The organism is Nocardia sp. NPDC050712 (assembly GCF_040654295.1).
Lineage (GTDB): Bacteria > Actinomycetota > Actinomycetes > Mycobacteriales > Mycobacteriaceae > Nocardia.
In genome coordinates, this window is the sequence record NZ_JBFAHT010000003.1 from 1,000,711 (window position 1) to 1,017,313 (window position 16,603).

At 68.8% G+C, this 16,603-nt stretch carries 15 protein-coding genes; 8 read left to right on the top strand and 7 right to left on the bottom strand.

The features are described 5' to 3' along the window. Position 1: 1 nt before the first annotated feature. The 3 genes from AB0H76_RS25065 to AB0H76_RS25075 all read right to left on the bottom strand — a co-directional run bounded on the left by AB0H76_RS25065 (position 2) and on the right by AB0H76_RS25075 (position 3,808). Positions 2 to 1,843 carry an ABC transporter ATP-binding protein gene (locus AB0H76_RS25065; protein ID WP_357328524.1) on the bottom strand — a complete coding sequence of 614 codons (1,842 nt, stop codon included), beginning with the start codon at positions 1,841 to 1,843 and terminating at the stop codon, positions 2 to 4. Further along, positions 1,840 to 2,757, bottom strand: coding sequence for an ABC transporter permease (locus AB0H76_RS25070; protein WP_357328527.1), 918 nt, complete (start codon positions 2,755 to 2,757; stop codon positions 1,840 to 1,842). The genes AB0H76_RS25065 and AB0H76_RS25070 overlap by 4 nt, the downstream gene beginning before the upstream one ends. 73 nt (positions 2,758 to 2,830) lie before the next feature. Next, a complete protein-coding gene (locus AB0H76_RS25075) occupies positions 2,831 to 3,808 on the bottom strand; it encodes an ABC transporter permease (RefSeq protein WP_357328530.1) in 978 nt (325 codons plus the stop codon). 153 nt (positions 3,809 to 3,961) lie between these two features. On the opposite strand from AB0H76_RS25075, the gene AB0H76_RS25080 reads away from it, so the two are divergent. Together AB0H76_RS25080 and AB0H76_RS25085 are read left to right on the top strand one after the other, a co-directional pair. After that, the gene (locus tag AB0H76_RS25080) at positions 3,962 to 4,762 is read left to right on the top strand and encodes a hypothetical protein (RefSeq protein ID WP_357328533.1); all 801 of its coding nucleotides are present in this window, start codon (positions 3,962 to 3,964) and stop codon (positions 4,760 to 4,762) included. A gap of 50 nt (positions 4,763 to 4,812) precedes the next feature. Further along, positions 4,813 to 5,634, top strand: a complete 822-nt coding sequence (locus AB0H76_RS25085) for an HAD family hydrolase (protein ID WP_357329876.1) — start codon at positions 4,813 to 4,815, stop codon at positions 5,632 to 5,634. 7 nt (positions 5,635 to 5,641) lie between these two features. Here the strand turns inward: AB0H76_RS25085 and AB0H76_RS25090 are convergent, their stop codons facing one another. After that, the gene (locus AB0H76_RS25090) at positions 5,642 to 8,296 is read right to left on the bottom strand and encodes an N-acetylmuramoyl-L-alanine amidase (protein ID WP_357328536.1); all 2,655 of its coding nucleotides are present in this window, start codon (positions 8,294 to 8,296) and stop codon (positions 5,642 to 5,644) included. 198 nt (positions 8,297 to 8,494) lie between these two features. Here AB0H76_RS25090 and AB0H76_RS25095 point away from each other — a divergent pair, with 198 nt between their 5' ends. Continuing rightward, positions 8,495 to 9,943 carry a SpoIID/LytB domain-containing protein gene (locus AB0H76_RS25095; protein ID WP_357328539.1) on the top strand — a complete coding sequence of 483 codons (1,449 nt, stop codon included), beginning with the start codon at positions 8,495 to 8,497 and terminating at the stop codon, positions 9,941 to 9,943. A 12-nt stretch (positions 9,944 to 9,955) separates the two neighbouring features. Here AB0H76_RS25095 and AB0H76_RS25100 read toward each other — a convergent pair whose 3' ends face one another. Beyond that, positions 9,956 to 10,456, bottom strand: a complete 501-nt coding sequence (locus AB0H76_RS25100; RefSeq protein ID WP_357328541.1) for a MarR family transcriptional regulator — start codon at positions 10,454 to 10,456, stop codon at positions 9,956 to 9,958. Between the two features lie 103 nt (positions 10,457 to 10,559). Here AB0H76_RS25100 and AB0H76_RS25105 point away from each other — a divergent pair, with 103 nt between their 5' ends. The 4 genes from AB0H76_RS25105 to AB0H76_RS25120 all read left to right on the top strand — a co-directional run bounded on the left by AB0H76_RS25105 (position 10,560) and on the right by AB0H76_RS25120 (position 13,782). Further along, on the top strand, positions 10,560 to 11,486 hold the full coding sequence (locus AB0H76_RS25105; RefSeq protein ID WP_357328544.1) for an EamA family transporter: 927 nt from the start codon (positions 10,560 to 10,562) through the stop codon (positions 11,484 to 11,486). Positions 11,487 to 11,549: 63 nt separating this feature from the next. Then, complete coding sequence (locus tag AB0H76_RS25110; protein WP_357328547.1) at positions 11,550 to 12,323, top strand: MerR family transcriptional regulator; 774 nt, start codon at positions 11,550 to 11,552, stop codon at positions 12,321 to 12,323. A 90-nt stretch (positions 12,324 to 12,413) separates the two neighbouring features. Further along, the gene (locus tag AB0H76_RS25115) at positions 12,414 to 12,953 is read left to right on the top strand and encodes a hypothetical protein (protein ID WP_357328550.1); all 540 of its coding nucleotides are present in this window, start codon (positions 12,414 to 12,416) and stop codon (positions 12,951 to 12,953) included. A gap of 121 nt (positions 12,954 to 13,074) precedes the next feature. Further along, positions 13,075 to 13,782, top strand: coding sequence for a hypothetical protein (locus AB0H76_RS25120; protein ID WP_357328553.1), 708 nt, complete (start codon positions 13,075 to 13,077; stop codon positions 13,780 to 13,782). Positions 13,783 to 13,802: 20 nt separating this feature from the next. On the opposite strand, the gene AB0H76_RS25125 is transcribed toward AB0H76_RS25120, so the two are convergent. Beyond that, complete coding sequence (locus tag AB0H76_RS25125; protein WP_357328556.1) at positions 13,803 to 14,435, bottom strand: helix-turn-helix domain-containing protein; 633 nt, start codon at positions 14,433 to 14,435, stop codon at positions 13,803 to 13,805. A gap of 107 nt (positions 14,436 to 14,542) precedes the next feature. Between AB0H76_RS25125 and AB0H76_RS25130 the strand changes: the two genes are divergently transcribed. Continuing rightward, positions 14,543 to 15,265: an SDR family oxidoreductase gene (locus AB0H76_RS25130; protein ID WP_357328559.1), complete on the top strand. Its 723-nt coding sequence runs from the start codon at positions 14,543 to 14,545 to the stop codon at positions 15,263 to 15,265. Position 15,266: 1 nt separating this feature from the next. Here the strand turns inward: AB0H76_RS25130 and AB0H76_RS25135 are convergent, their stop codons facing one another. Next, the gene (locus AB0H76_RS25135; protein WP_357328561.1) at positions 15,267 to 16,481 is read right to left on the bottom strand and encodes a hypothetical protein; all 1,215 of its coding nucleotides are present in this window, start codon (positions 16,479 to 16,481) and stop codon (positions 15,267 to 15,269) included. Between the last annotated feature and the right edge of the window lie 122 nt (positions 16,482 to 16,603).

The window sequence follows — 16,603 nt, forward strand, 5'->3', positions numbered from 1 at the left end:
ACTATCGGCCGGCGACCGGTACGGGCACCGCATCGATGAGTTTGCGCGTGTACTCGTGCGCGGGAGCGGCGAAGATCTGTTCGGCGGGGCCGGATTCGACGATCTTGCCGCGGTACATGACGGCGATGTCGTGGGCGAGGTTGCGGACTACCGAAAGGTCGTGCGAGACGAACAGATACGACAGGCCGTGTTCGGTCTGCAGGTTGCGCAGCAGGTTCAGGACTCCGGCCTGGATGGAGACGTCGAGCGAGGACACCGGCTCGTCGAGCACGAGCATCGAGGGCTCCAAGGCCAGGGCGCGCGCGATGCTGACCCGCTGTTTCTGCCCGCCGGAGAAGTCGGCGGGGTAGCGGTCGGCGTGTTCGGGTCGCAGGCCGACCTGTTCGAGCAGTTCCGGTACGCGGGTAGCGATTTCGCTGCGTGAGCGCCCGTCGATCCGCAGGGGTTCGGCGACGACGTCGAAGATGGGCAGGCGGGGGTCCAGGGAGGCTGTCGGGTCCTGGAAGACGATCTGCATCTGGCGGCGGATCGCGCGCTTCTCGGTTTTGGACATGACGCTGATGTCGCGGCCGAGGATTTCGATGGTGCCGCCCTCGGGGCGGACCAGATCGAGGATCTGGGTGAGGGTGGTGGATTTGCCGGAGCCGGATTCACCGACCAGGGCCAGGGTGCGACCGGCGTGTACTTCGAAGCTGATGCCGTCGACCGCGCGGACCTCGCCGGTGCGGCGCCGGAACACTACCCCCGAGGTGAGGGTGAAGGTCTTGACCAGGTCGGTCACCCGCAGCACCACCTGCGGGTCCGGCGTCGCCTCGGCGGCGGGTTCGGTGATCTCGCGGCGGTAGGCGCTGAACAGATCGTCGGTGCCGACCTCGCCGGTGCGCAGGCAAGCGGCCACATGTCCGGGTTCGGTCGCGGTCAGCGGGGGCTCGGTGTGACGGCATTCGTCGAGGACGACCGGGCAGCGGGGTGCGAACGAGCAGCCCGCGGGCAGGGCGTGCATGGCGGGCGGCGCGCCGACGATCGGGATCAGCGGGGTGCGGGCCGGGCCGTCGATGCGGGGGATGGAACCGAGCAGACCGACGGTGTAGGGCATGCGCGGTGCGGTGAAAAGCGCGTCGGCGGCGGCGGTTTCGACGATCTTGCCCGCGTACATGACCGCGACCCGATCGGCGATGGTAGCCGCGATCCCCATGTCGTGGGTGATCATGATGACCCCGGCGCCGGTGATATCGCGCGCTTTGCGCAGCAGATTCAGGATCTGGGCCTGCACTGTGACGTCGAGGGCGGTGGTCGGTTCGTCGCAGATGATCAGTTCGGGATCGTTGGCGATGGCCATGGCGATCACGACGCGCTGGCGCATACCGCCGGAGAACTCGTGCGGGAAAGCCTTGGCCCGCACCGCCGCATCGTCGATACCGACGAGCTCGAGCAGTTCGACGGCCTTGGCCGCGGCTTCCTTCTTGCCCATGGCGCCGTGTGCGAGCAGGGCTTCGGCGATCTGCTCGCCGACGCGATAGACCGGGGTCAGTGCCGAGAGCGGATCCTGGAACACCATGCTGATCGAACTGCCGCGCAACCGCGAGAGCTGCCGGTCGCCCAGGCCGAGCAGTTCGCGCCCGCGCAACCTGATGGAACCCCGCACCCGCGCCTGCTCGGGCAGCAGCCCGATCACCGCCAGCGAGGACACCGATTTCCCGGAGCCGGATTCGCCGACGATCGCCAGCACTTCCCCGTCGGAGACGGTGTAGTCGACCCCGCGCACCGCATTGATGCGGCCCTCCTCGCTGGGGAACGAGACGCGCAGATCGGTGACTTCCAGCAGGGGCGCGGTCGAGTTCATGCCTTCTCCTGCTTACGGGCACGCGCACGCTTGGCGCTCGGGTCGAAGGCGTCGCGCAACCCGTCACCGACGAGGTTCGCGCACAACACCGTCGTCACCAGGAACCCGCCCGCGAACATGAACAGCCACGGATAGGTCAGCGCCGACTTGGTTCCGGCCGCGATCAGCGAGCCCAGCGAGACATCCGGGGGCTGCACGCCGAAACCCAGGAAGCTCAAACCGGTTTCGGCCATGATCGCCGCACCGACGGTCAGGGTGGTGTCGATGATCAGGATCGAGGCGATGTTGGGCACGATGTGGGAGATGATCACCGACCGCGTCGGCGCACCCATATACCGTGCGGCCTTGACGAATTCGCGTTCGCGCAGGCTCAGCGTCAGCCCCCGCACGATGCGGGCGCTGATCATCCAGCCGAACGCGGCCAGCAGCACGATCAGCAGCAGAATCGAGCCGCTGCCCTTGGTGCGCGGGGCGAAGATGGCGATGATGATGAAGCTCGGAACCACCAGCAGCAGATCGACCAGCCACATGATCGCGCGGTCGGTCCAGCCGCCGAGCAGCCCGGCCACCGCGCCGGCGGTCGCGGCGATGGTGGTGGAGATCAGGGCTACGCACACCCCGATGGTCAGCGACTTCTGCAGGCCCCGAAGGGTTTGGGCGAGCACGTCCTGCCCGATCAGGGTGGTGCCGAAGGGATGCTTGCCGCTCGGCGGTTTCAGATAGGCCGTGGGGTCCATCTGCTGGTAGTCGTAGGCCAGGAACGGCGGCAGCGCGTAGCTCAGGACGAACAGCAGGATCAGGATCACCGCGCCCACCACCGCGGCCTTGTTGCGTAGGAACCGGCGCAGCACCAGTTTGCGGCGACCCGCGGCCGCGGGCGGCGCACCTTGAACAATCAGCTCCGTCTCGGTCACTGCTCCACCTTGCTGGCGCTCGGTTCCGCCGCGACCGACGGTGCTGTGTTGTTGGTTCCCTCGCTGCGCTCGTTCACGAGACACGCACCCGCGGATCCAGAATCGCGTACACCACATCCGAGAGCAGCCCGGAAATCAGCACCACCAGCCCGGCGAACGCGGTGATCGTGACCACCACGTAGATGTCCTGGGCGTTGATCGAATCGAGCAGCCACTCACCCATGCCGTGCCAGCCGAAGATCTTCTCGGTGAAGGTCGCACCGGTGATCAACCCGCCGATGCTGTAGGCGAACAGCGTGGCCATCGGTATCAGCGCGGTCCGTAAACCGTGTTTGTACAAGGCTTTTCCACGGGTGAGTCCTTTCGCCCGCGCGGTGCGGATGAAATCGCTGCCCAGCACGTCCAGCATCGCGTTGCGCTGATACCGGCTGTATCCGGCCATCGCGCCCATCGCCAGTGCCAGCGTCGGCAGCACCAGATGCTGGGCCCGGTCCAGCAGCTGCGGGCCGAAGCCGACGATGCGATTGGCCGAGGTTTCCCCGGTGTACAGGAAGATCTGCTCCCCGGTCAGCGAGTTCACCTCCAGCGCACCGTATTTCAGCAGGGTGGCGAGCAGGAAGATCGGTGTGCTCAATAAGAGCAGCGAGAACACGGTCGTGAAATAGTCGCTGAACTTGTACTGGCGGATCGCGCCCGCGGCGCCGATCAGCACGCCCAGCACCGTGCCCACGATCGACCCGATCAGCAACAGCCGCAAACTCACCCCGATCCGGCGGCCCAGTTCCTGGCTGACCGGCTGCCCGGCCAGGGTCTTACCGAAATCGCCCTCCGGGATCCCCTTGACCCAGTCGAAGTAGCGCTGCGGGATCGGGTCGTTGAGATGCAACTCTTCGGCTTTGGCATCGATCACCGACTGCGGCGGCCGCGGACTGCGCTGCTCCAAACTATCCAGCGGCCGAAACGTCAACGAGGTCAACGCGAAGGTCAGGAACGACGCCAGCAGCAACAGCACGACGTAATTGAGAGCGCGTCGCAGCAGGAAGCCGGTCATCAGTCCTCACGGTCTTTCACCTCGGGGGCAATAGGCACTGATCATAAGGAGCGGAGGTGGTTCGCGCAGGCGAGCGTGGCTCAGGCATGTCGCGACGGGTGTCGTGGCTGGGGTTTACCCTTGGGCGTTCAGTGTGTTCGAGATGGGGGAGTCATGGTTTATCCGCAGCAATATCCGGGGCAGTACGACCCGTACGCGGGTGGGGGATACGCGCCCGGGCCGGCGGCGCCGAGTGGTGGCACCGCGATCACCGCGGGGGTGCTGGCCGCGCTCGGCGCGGTATCGCAGCTCGCCGGCGCCGCGATCTCGCTCACCACTTCGACCGTCTTCACCGATTCCGGTCTCTCCGACAGCGATCTGACTTCCCAGCTGCGGACGTTGATGACGGTCACCTCGGTGGTGAGTTTCCTGGTGGCGGCCCTGCTGGGTGGCGGCGCGGTGCTGCTGTTCCTGCGCAAGGCGGCGGGCCGGATTCTGGTCGCCGCGGGCTGCGGTCTGGTGATCGTGGCGCAGCTCGCGAACACCGTCCTGATGGCGACGTTGTTCGCCGACCTCGATGACGACGGTTCGGTCCTGGCGGTCGCCGGTCTCTCGGCGGTGTTCAGCCTGATCTTCCCGATTGTCACCCTGGTGCTGGCCCTGCTGCCCGCGACCGCGCGCTGGCTGGCGCACCGCCCGGCCGAGGCCGGGTACCCATATGGCCAGCCGCCGATGGGATACCAGCAGCCGAATCCGTACGGCTACAACCCTTCCGGTGGTTACGGCCAGCCGCCCGGCTATCCGCCGGTGGATCCGTTCGGACAGGGACCGACGCAGATGCTGCCCGGGGCCGCGCCGACTCAGCGGGTCGACGGCTTCGGCGACGCCGCGACACAGGTGGTCGGGCCCGGCGGCGCGCCGCCGAACCCCTTCGAAAAGCCGGCGGAGGATCAGTGGCAACGCCCGAACTCCTGACCGCGACCGCGCCGAGACGGTTTTCCGGCAGGATGGAATAGGTGACCCGCCTGCACCTGCCCAAGCCCAAGATGGTGGCCTCCGATGTGGACGGCACGCTCATCGATCACGACGAGCGTGTGACGGCACGCACCAAGGCCGCCGTCGACGCCCTGATCGCCGACGGCGTGCCCTTCGTGCTCGCCACCGGCAGGCCGCCACGCTGGATCGATCCGGTGGTCGATGGGCTGGGCTACGCCCCGCTCTGCGTCTGCGGCAACGGCGCGGTGATCTACGACAGCGCCAACGACAGCGTGCTCGCCAGCCGCACCCTGGACGTGGAGACGCTGTCCTGGATCGCCGACCTCGCCGAATCCGCGCTACCGGGCTGCGGCCTGGCGGCCGAGCGGGTCGGCGCCAGCGCGCACGACGCGGTCACCCCGCAGTTCGTGAGCTCGCCGCAGTACGAGCACGCCTGGCTGAACCCGGACGACACCATGGTCGCCCGGCACGAGGTGATCGACTCGCCCGCCATCAAGATGCTGATTCGCCTGCGCGACATGCGCAGCGGCGACATGCGCACCAAGCTCGCCCCGCTGATCGGCGACCGCGCCGACATCACCTATTCGACCGATCACGGCCTGATCGAACTGTCCGCCCCGGGCGTCACCAAGGCCTCCGGCCTGGCCATCGTCGCGCAGCGCCTGGGCGTCGAGCACTCGGCCATCATCGCCTTCGGCGACATGCCCAACGATGTGCCGATGCTCACCATGGCGGGCCACGGTGTCGCGATGGCCAACGCGCACCCCGAGGCCATCGCCGCCGCGAACGAGGTCACCGGCACCAACGTCAACGACGGCGTCGCGCAGGTGCTGGAACGCTGGTGGTCCTGAGCGCCGGTCAGCCGGCGTCGGCGTAGTAGTCCGGCGCCGCCGGATATTCCGGCTCGACCCACTCCTCGGGCGCCGCGCTCGCGGCGGGCGCCGGCTCGTCGGCAGGTGCGGGTTCCTCGGTGAACGCCGACTCCTCGATAGGTGCCGGCTCCTGGGCGGGCGCGGGTTCCGCTGCGGGCGTGCCGATTTCGGCGGGTGTCTGTCCCGGCGCGGACACCTCGACCGGTGCCCCGTTCGGGTCGGTGTTGATTTCCTTCCACGCCGTGCGGACGATGCCGGTGACCTCGTCGACGATCAGCGAGCCGTGCTGGAAATCCGACCGCAATCCGTGCAGCACCGGGTAGACATTGCTCACGGGCAGTCCGAGCAGACCCGAGTCGCCGCCGAGCTCGAGGAAGCGGTCGAGAATGCTGCCCGCCACCTCGAAGACCTGCCCGTTGCGCGGGTTGTAGACGTAGCCGTTGACGAATTGCGCGTACTGGCCACCGCTCGCGGCGGCCATCGGCTCGGAGCGCGGCGCGCCGAGCGGCCCGTTCGCGCCGCCCTTGGCCGCCCAGTGCTTGGCGATGGCGTTGTTGTCGAGCATGTCGAGCAGGCGGTCGGTCAGCGCCGCCAGTTTCCCGGCGTCCTCCTCGACGGCCGGGGCCGGCGGCTTGGGCGCACTGCCCAGGGGAGTCGGCGCGGTGCTCGCCTTGCGCTGTTGCTGTGCGGAAGCGCGCGGCGCCGGGCCGGGTGCGTCGGCCGCGATCGCGCGGATGCGGTCCATCAGGTCGTAGGCCGCGTCACCCGGGCAGGTGGTGTTGCCGACATCGCGATGCGCGAAAACGATAGGGAGATCTATGGTTTCGCCCTGCGGGATCGGCGTGAACTCGGTGCCTTCGGATTCCATGACGGTGGAGCCCTCCGGGTCCAGGCCCGCGAGCTTGGCCCGCCAGCCGATGAACCGGCCGATCGCGTCGAGCGCCACCTCCGAGGGCGGCTCGGACACGTGGTTACCCATCAGTGCCACGCCCGCGGTGTTCTCGTTGAACCCGCCCGCGTGCGCGCCCTGCACCGGCTTGTCCAGGCCGCCGGCCCGGCCCTCGAAGATCTGGCCGTACTTGTCGACCAGGGCGTTGTAGCCGATGTCGCACCAGCCCAGCGTCTTCGCGTGATAGGCGTAGATGGCGCGCACGATGCCCGCGGACTCGGATTTGTCGTAGTCGTTGCGGCCCGCGGTGTGGTGCACCGCGACCCCGCCGAGGAAGTCGTCGTAGGTGGGGTCTTCACAGCGGATCGACTCGTCGGCGCCCCAACCGGCCCGCGTGATGACGCTCGGCCCGCCGCCGGGCAGCCCTGCGGCGACCTGGGTGAGCGCGCCGTCACCGGCGCCGTGGCCCGGATCGATGAGCACCGCGGTCAGCTGGGACAGCACGTCTCGGCCGAAAACCTCTTCATCACTGGGGAATTGGAGACCGCCGGCGGAATCCGGGAGCGGTTCCGCGGCCGGCGCCGCGACATGGGGTGACGCCGTGTCCTTGCGGGTGACCAGGATCTGCACGGCGTTGGTGGTGCCGACATAGATCGGCTCGGTGCCCCGGGTCCGGCTCGCGCCGCCGCGGTCGTTGCGGTGCGTGTCGACGGGTTCGGTTTCGTACCAGGGTCCCCAGCTGCCGTCGGGCTGCTTGGCACGGATCATCGCCTTGGTGCCGGCGAGGTCCTTGGCGGTCAGGGCGACCACGCTGAACGGGGTCTCCCGGGACAGCTCCTTGACCTGGGCGCCGACCTGCTGAAGCAGGTCGGCGGGGACGGCTCCGGGCGTGAGAGCCGGTGTGTCCGCGCTGGTTTCGGCTCCGAAGACCGGACCGTTCGGCCGGACCGGAGCACCGGCGAGATCCTTTGCGGCCGGACCTGTTCCGGGAATCGGCTGTGCGGTGACCGGAGCCGGATCGGCGACGTCACGCGGTGTGTCGCTGAAATCGCTGGTGCCGGGCGTTGATTCGATGTCCTGCGGATCCGCCACCAAGCGGATGTCGCCGGCGGCGGACGTCCCCTCGAGCGGCCGCGCCGTGCCTGCGGGCCGCGCGGTACCGGCTGGGGTAGGCGGCTGGTTCGACACGCCCGGCGTGGAATTCTGGCCCGGGGTGGGCTGCGGTGTGGCGGCGGTGCCAGGATTCTGGCCGCTCGCGGGTGGCGTCTGACCGGGAGCCACGGCCGTCTGGCCCGGCGTCTGACCGGTGGAGTTCTGAGCTGGGGCCGCTTGGCCGGTGGTGGCGGGCGCCACGGGTGTCGTGCTGGGGGCCGTCGAGTACTGGCCGGGATCGTTCTGTCCGGAACCCAATCTGGGGAGCGGGATCTCTCTGGGTAACTCGATCCCGGGCGGTAGCGGCAGGCCCTCGGGGACCTGGATGGACGCCGGGAGCGGGAGTCTGCGCAGGTCGGACAGGTGCAAGTCGGGTAGCTCGAGGCCGGTGAGCTCGCGCAGCGGCAGGGTGATGTCGGGTACCGAACTGAGCACGACCTCGGCCAGTTGCGTGGGCACGGCAGCGAATTCGCTGTCGTTCGCGGTGCGGTAGTCGGTGGAATCGGCCAGCGCCAGGGTCAGGAGCGGGGCCGCGACCGCGAGCGTGGTGACAACCGGGAGCAGGTAGGAGCGTTTCGGTCTGCGGTACGGCACGAGCATCTCCATTCAGGTTGGAACCAGCAATCACATGTGCTTGCTTCTTGATGCCTCACGGACCACACTAAGCAACAAATGTCACAAGCCTAAATGTCTAGTTGAGGATTGCTCGAATGTAGCTTCCTTGATCTGCACGGATGCAGCGACATGCCGACGGCTATCGAACCGATGCGTCGGCGGAAACCGGTGGGAGTGAACGCTATGCGACACCGTCAAAGCCCTGTTCTTCCCCGAATCCACTACGCCCGCGGCCGCTGGGCACTCCGGCGCCGACGCCGGATCCAGCCGTCCGCGCTGACCGGGATCTGGCGCCCACTACTGGTCACCGGATGTGCGGCCGCCCTGGTCGGCACCCTGTTGACCAGTGTCGACTGGTCTGCAGGCTATCGGCAGCTGGCCGGGCCGGGGCACGGCCGCGGCATGAGCCAGCACGGCGCGTTCGACAACGCGGTGCAGGGCTGGGCCGCCGAGCGCATCCTCGAGCACTACTACCCGGGCGCGGCGCTGGGCGGCATCGGTCCGACCACCCTCGCGGTGCGGCTGATGGCGCAGGACGATTCGACGCTGGACACCTACGCCGCCGCCGGAGCTCGTGTTGCCGGTCGTGTGCTGGAGCCCGGTGAGGTCGCCCATCTGACCGCACTGCCGGACGGGGGCGCGAACGTCGTCGTCACCGCCGGATGCGACGGTGACGTGCGCTGGCAGACCGACACCCAGGACCCGTGGGTCTACCCGCTCGACCCGAATCCGGGCCGCCCGGGCGAGGAACATCTGATGCTGTGCAACGGCACCGGATACCGCGGCTCGCTCGGACTGGCGACCGAGGACGGCGTGGCGCGCACGGTCAACCGGCTCGATGTGGAGGACTACCTGCTCGGCGTCGTTCCCGCCGAGATGCAGGCGAACTGGGCCGACAAGGGCGCGAGCGAGGCGCTGCGCGCCCAGGCCATCGCCGCCCGCTCCTACGCGCTGGCCGAGACCCGCTATCCCTACGCCCAGACCTGCGACACCACCGACTGCCAGGCCTATGCCGGCACCGTCATCGAGGATCCGCGGGCCGCCGAAGCCGTCGCCGCCACCGCGGGCACCGTGCTGCTGCGCGACGGGCGGATCCTGCGCTCGGAATACTCCTCGGCCCCCGACGGCGGCGGACCGGCCGACATCTACACCTTCGAAGTGGGGCCGACGCCGGCCGAACTCGGCATCGGGCACATCCCGGAGGCGATGGCGCCGGCCGCGGCCGACCTGTCGGTCATCGATCACGAATATCAGCGGCTCGGCGGCGTTTCCGGCACGCTCGGCGTGCCGCTCGGGCCGGAACTGCGGTTGCCGCGCGGCGCGGGCGACTACCGGATGTTCAGCAACGGCGTCATCGTCGCGACACCGGCGCTGGGCGCGCGCGTCATCGACTTCGCCGCGCTGCTGGAGCTGGCACCGGAGGCGATCGCCGACCGCCCCGCCGACTGGACCGCGCCGCCGCGCACCGCGTCCACCCCGACACCGCGGCCGACCGCGAATGTCCCTATCCCGTATGGGACTTCGCCGCAGCGGCCCGAAGCCGCCGAGCCGTCGGTGCCGGAATCGGAAGTACCGCAAGAGGTTTCCGTGGAGTCGGCCGAGGCCGAGCCGGAGTCGAGCTTGCCGGAGTAGGGAACTCGGCACCTAGTTCAGGCTGGTGTCACCCATGGACTCGGCCAGTGCGCGCAGCAGATCGGCCAGCTGCGCCTGATCCCCGGCGCCGAGGCCGGCCAGCAGGCGCTGCTCGTTGGCCATGTGGACGGGCAGCAGCTCGTCGACGAGCGCGCGGCCCTCGGGCGTGAGCTGTACGCGGATGGCCCGGCGGTCGTTGGGGTCGGCGGCGCGCGTGACCAGGCCGCGCGCGCTGAGCCGGTCGACGCGGTTGGTGATGGCGCCGGAGGTGCGCATGGCCGCGCTGTTCAACGCGCCCGCGGTGAGACCGTTCTCGCCGCCGGAGCGGCGCAGCGTGGCCAGCACGTCGAACTCCCAGAACTCCAGCCCCTGTGCGTTGAAGAACTTCTTGAGTTCGTTGTCCAGCATTTGCGCCAGCCGGGTGATCCGGCCGATCACCGCCATGGGCGTGACGTCCACGTCGGGGCGCTCGCGGTTCCAGTGCGCGGCGATGAGGTCGATCGCGTCGCTCATGTGTGCTTCCTCTGTAAATATCTCAATGTTCATCTACTTGACGATGAGACACCTGGGCGGGTAAATATTTCAACGTTGAGATTATCAATGAGGAGCGAACGACATGAACAGCACCGCAGTGCGCACCGGCTCACCGGCCGGCACCCTCGCGCTCACCGCTCTGGCCCCCATCGTCTGGGGCTCCACCTACTTCGTCACCACCGAATTCCTGCCGCCGGACCGGCCGCTGTTCACCGCCCTGCTGCGCGCGCTGCCCGCCGGGCTGATCCTGATCGCCCTCAGCCGCTCCCTCCCGCGCGGCGCCTGGATCGGCCGGGCGGCCGTGCTCGGCCTGCTCAATATCGGCGCCTTCTTCCCGCTGCTCTTCCTGGCCGCCTACCGGCTGCCCGGCGGTGTGGCCGGCGTCCTCGGGGCGGTGGCGCCGATGTTCGCGCTCGGCTTCGCCGCGCTGGTGCTCAGCGAGAAGCTCACCGGCCGCAAGCTGCTCGCCGCGCTGATCGGCGTCGCCGGTGTCGCGCTGGTGGTCTTGCAGGGCACCGCGCAACTGGACACCGTCGGGGTGATCGCCGGACTCGCGGGCGCCGCCTCCATGGCGCTCGGCACCATTCTCACCAAGCGCTGGGGCCGCCCCGACGGCGTCGGCCCGCTCGCCATGACCGGCTGGCAGCTCACCGCTGGCGGCCTGATCATCGCCCCGTTCGCCCTGCTCATCGAGGGTGCGCCGCCCGCGCTGGACGGTCGCGCCGTCGGCGGCTACCTCTACCTCGGCATCATCGGCACCGCCGTCGCCTACTGGTTCTGGGTGCGCGGGATCTCCAAGGTGCCCGCCACCTCGGTCGCGTTCCTCGGCCTGCTGTCGCCGGTGTCGGCGGCGGTGATCGGATGGGTCGCGCTCGGCCAGGCGCTCACCCCGCTGCAGGTGCTCGGCATGGCCATCGCGCTCGCCGGGACCCTGCTCGGCCAGCTCGCCGCCCGGGCCCCGCGCCCGGTCCCGGTGCCGCCGATGGCGGGCATACTGGTCAAGGCTTGACCTTGACGTTACGTCAACTTGCAGACTGGTCTCACCGACGAGAAACGGGAAGGAGAACTGGAGATGAGTACGGCGACCCACACCGGTGAATGGTCCATCCAGGATCTGGCCAAGGCGGCCGGTACCACCAGCCGCACGCTGCGCCACTACGGGCAGCTCGGGCTGTTGCCGCCCAGCCGGATCGGGACCAACGGGTACCGCTACTACGACCAGGACTCCCTCGTGCGGTTGCAACGCATCCTGCTGCTGCGAGAACTCGGCCTCGGCCTGCCGGCCATCGCCGAAGTCTTCGCCGGAGAGCAGGATACGACCACCGCACTGCGCACGCACCTGGATTTGCTACGGCAGGAACAGGACCGGATCCGGCGCCAGATCGACTCGGTACTGACCACGCTGCACAAGACGGAAAGAGGTGAGAAGCTCGTGGCCGCAGAGGTTTTCGACGGGTTCGATCACACCCAGTACAAGGACGAAGTAGAACAGCGGTGGGGCAAGCAGGCCTACGCCGACAGCGACAAGTGGTGGCGTTCGCTGGACGACAACGGCAAGCGGGCCTTCCAGCAGGAGGCGGCGGACATCTCCACCGCCTTCGGCAACGCGCGCACCGCCGGTCTGGCCCCGGACAGCACCGAGGTGCTGGCCATCGCCGCCCGCCACCGCGCCTGGATGGGCAACGGCTGGGGCGGCAAGCAGGTCCCGCTGGAGACCTTCGCCTGCATCGGCGAAATGTATGTCTCCGACGAGCGTTTCCGCGCCAACTACGACATCCACGGGGATGGCACCGCGGAGTTCGTCCGCGACGCCATGAAGGCCTACGCGGACCGGAACCAGGACTGATCCGAAGCGACCGAGGCGCCCGCACAGCCAGTGCGGGCGCCTCGTTTGCCGGTAAGGTTCCGGGAGAAGGCAAGTGGGGGGAGTTTTGTGATGTCGTTTCAACAGCCGTACCCGGCGCCGCCGGGGTTCGCGCCGCACGCCTACGGGCCGCCGCCCGCGAGCGGGGCGACCGGCATCATCGCCACGCTGCTGGCTTTGGCCGGCGGCCTGATGAACGGCGGCCTCGCGATCGCCGGCGTCGTCTCGATAACCCAAACCTGGCAGGGTCCGCTGACAATGCAGCCGGACGGGAACTTTCAGACCGAGCCGTCCATCGCGCACATCGATGGTGTCGAAGCCGCCTGGTGCGCGGGCACGGGGATCACCGCGCTGCTGCTCCTGCTCGGCGGGATCCTGCTCCTACTGCGCTCCCCGGTGGGCCGCGTGCTGGTAGCGAGCGGTTCGGTACTGGCCCTGCTACTCGCGGTGCTGCCCTTCCTCTTCAGCGCGATGTTGCTCGACAGCGCGATGCTCGCCGATTCCTCGATCTTGCTGCTCCTCGGAATCGGCGGATTCTTCCCGTTCCTGACGTTGGTTCTCGCGTGCATTCCGCCCACGGGGCGCTGGATCGCGACCCGCCCACGCCGGTAGGGTGCGCTGGGAACAACGCAACGCCGGGGGAGGGCTTGATGAGTTATCCATATGGGCAGCAAGGGGTTCCGCCGAATCCGTACGGTCGGCCGGGTGGGTCCGGCAGGGCGGTTATCCGCCGATGCCGGGCCGGATGCGGGGCCCGGCCACGGGCGGTACCGCCCGGACGGCGGCGGGACTCGGGCTGATGGTCGCTGTGCTGCACGCGATTTCCGGCGCCCGGCTGCTGTCGGCGATCGACAAGATGAAGGACGCGCGCAAGGCGCTCGGGTCGCTCAGCGGCAGCGGTATCTCGGTCCCCGAGATCGACACCGGCCGTTGGGAATTCCTCGCGGTCGTGAACTTCGGCTTGATGATCGCCTGGGCGATCGGCGCCCTGCTGCTGTTCAGCCGTAAGTCGGCGGGCCGCGGCCTGGTTCTCGGACTCTCGGTGATCGCCGGCGGATTCAGCGTCTACGGCCTGGCCCAGGCCGCCGAGATCTCCAGCAAGTACAAGGGCGCCGACGTCGGCGACCTCATCGCCCTCAACGGCATCTCGCTGCTCATCGCCGCGGTGATCGCCCTCCTCTGCGCGCTCAAATCCACCGGCGACTGGCTGGCCACCGCCCCGAACTTCCGCCGCCCCGCCTTCGGAGTTCCGGCCAATCCCTACGGTCGGCCCGCTCCGTACGGTCGGCCTGCCGCGCCATATGGCCCGCCCGCCGCGCCATATGGCCCGCCCGCGGTGCCGTACGGCCAAGCTCCGTACGGTCCGGCGCCCTATGGTCGACCCGCGGGACCGCCGCCTGCGAATCCCTATGGGCAGCAGCCGTATCCGCCGCGCCACTGAGCGGAGTCAGCGGCACCGTCCTACTTCTGCTGGCGCAGGGCGCTCATCAGCTGATCCTCGGTGATCGGGGGTTCCGGCAGGGGGTGGGCGGCGGTAGCGCGGAGTCCGTCGAGGACGAGCGCCAGGTGCCGGCGCCAGGCGTTGGGGGCCAACTGAGCGGTGGCTTCGACGATCCGGGTGTGCGACCAGGTGATGAAGGCGATGTCCTCGAGCACCCAGTCGGCGCGCAGATGCCCGGAAGTCTGCGCGCGGGTGATGATTTCGCGCATCAGGCGATGGCCGTGTTCCTGGGCGCGGGCGACGGCGGGGCTGGGGGCGGCGCGCAGGGCGAGATCGCCGAGCAGACGGTCACCGGCCTGGAGTTCGCAGATCTTCTCGATGAGGTAGACGAAGGATTCCCACGGGTCGGTGATCGCGAGTGCTTTCTCGGCGACCCGCCCGCCCGCCTCGATCCGGTCCTCGACGGCGGCGGCGATGAGGTCGTCGCGGGTGGGGAAGCGGTTGTAGAGGGTGCCGATGGCGACGCCCGCGCGCGCGGCGACCTCCTTGAGCGGCGCGTCCAGCCCGCGTTCCAGGAAGACCGACCGAGCCGCGGCCACCAGCGCGTCGCGATTGCGTCGGGCGTCGCTGCGTAGCGGCTTGTCGTCGGGCATTCGCCGATCCTACAAATTCGTCCGCGGAAATATCTTGAGCATAGCCTCAACTTAAGCTAGCTTCGAGAGCGAACTTGAACTACTGCTCAACTTAGCGGGAGATGTGAATGTCCAAGACACTGGCCATTTTTGGGTACGGTCCCGGCCTGGGCGTGGGTACCGCCAAGCGCTTCGGGCGGGAGGGCTACCGGGTCGCTGTAATCGGCCGCAGTCCGGACAAGGCCCGAGGCCACGTCGCGGATCTGGCGGCGGAGGGGATCGAGGCCGCGGCGTTCCCGGCCGATCTGACCGTCGAGACGGAGGTCGAGCGGGTAGTCCGCGAGGTCATCGCCGAATTCGGGCAGATCGATGTCGCGATGCACGGCGCCGCGGGCAACATGGCCGATCGCGCGCCCAGCACGCTGACCCTGGAGGTGGGCGCGCTGCGGATCCCGTTGGCGCTCAAGCTCTATTCGCCGATCTGGATGACCCGGGCCCTCGCGCCCGCGATGATCGAGCGCGGCGACGGCGCCCTGCTGTTCTCCTCGGGATCCTCGCCGCACTACCCGCTGCCGTACCTGGCCAACTTCGGTGTGGCCCTGGCCGCGCAGCGCGGCTACGTGCAGCAGCTGGCGGCGGAACTGGAAGGCACCGGCGTCTACGCCGGGGTCCTCAATATCGGCGTGCTGATCGGCGACAGCGAGGCCGAACGGATCATCGACGCGCACCCCGAGCTGGTGCCGCCGGGTGTGGAGATCGCCCGCATGAGCAATGACGCGCTGGGCGAACACTATTGGCAGCTGTTCACCAAGCGCGACACCGTCGAACTCGATATCGGTTTCGACGCCTGACCTACGCGCCGCACATGGATTGCAGCACGCCGCGCACGATCGGCGCGCCGTAGGTGGTGGGTGCGAAGGCCAGCGTCTGGACGATGGACAGCGGCGTCGTGACAGTCGACGCGACGCCGCTGAAGCCCAGTGCCGTGTTGCCGAGGGTCAGCAGCAGACTGGTCACATCCAGGGACAGGATCGCCAGGTCGAAGGCGTTCTCGACCTGGATCTCCGACAGCGGCACGGTATTGAGCGCCTTGCCCTCGTAGACGCTGAAGCCGAGGTTGGCCAGGAGCGTGAGCGGCCCGTAGTCCGCGGCGTTCACCAGCGGGCCGAGTTCCTCGGTGCGGCGCAGCAGGAGCAGTTCGGTCACGCGGTTCCCGGCCAGGAAAGCTTGCAGGCTGTCCGCGCCGGCGTTCAGGGCGACACGGTCCAGCGCCAGGTCGGTGCTGTTCAGATAGTCGCGCGTGCGTTCGATGAGGTCGCGGGTGGTGAGTTCGGCCAGCGGCGTGCAGGATTCGTTCGCGTTGACCAGCGAGTTGGCCAGATCCACCAGGGGCGCGGGCAGATCGACCCGCTCGATCCGGGATTCGCCCAGGTCGAGCGGGGCGTAGGCGGTGGGCGCGGCGCACTGGGCGGCGAGGTGGTCCTGCACCTTCCGGGTCAGCGACTTCACGCCGTTGAAGACCGCGCCGACGATCGGTTTGAGCAGAATGCCCACCGAGGGCACCAGACTGGCGGCCAGCTGGGCCGGGATCTTCACGATGCGGGTGGCCAGGACGAAGACCTCGATGGCGTCGTTCACCGTCAGCTCCGACACCGACAGGGTGGTGTGGATGCGGCCGGTGCGGACGGCGTCCAGGCCGTTGACCAGGTAGGTGACGATCGGATCGTCGAGGAAATCGGGCCGGGAGCCGACCAGCGCCGGGTCGACGGGCAGCCCGTCGCGGTGCACCCGAATCGTGGCGAGACTGTGCCGGAAATCGTTGACCTGCTGGTCGAAGCCGCTCAGTTGTGCGGCGGGGACCTGGCCGCGCAGTGCGGTGGCGGCGGCGGTGACGATGTCGTCGAAGGTGGGCGCACCGGCGGCGCACCCGTCGCTGATCGGGGTCGCGGCCAGGGTGCCGGTGGTTTCGGCGCGGGCGGGCGCGGCGGGCATGATCACCGCGACGCCTAGGACGCTGGTGAGGGCGAGGGCCCCGAGCAGCGGGGTGAGGAGGCGGGTGATCCGCATGTGACGAGCTCCGGGTGTCTTACTGCACAAGAACTGGACGGTCGTTCAGTTCGATGCCTATGTAATAACCGTTCCGTTTCACCATGTCTGCGTTTCGGCGAACACTGATTGAAATTCCGATT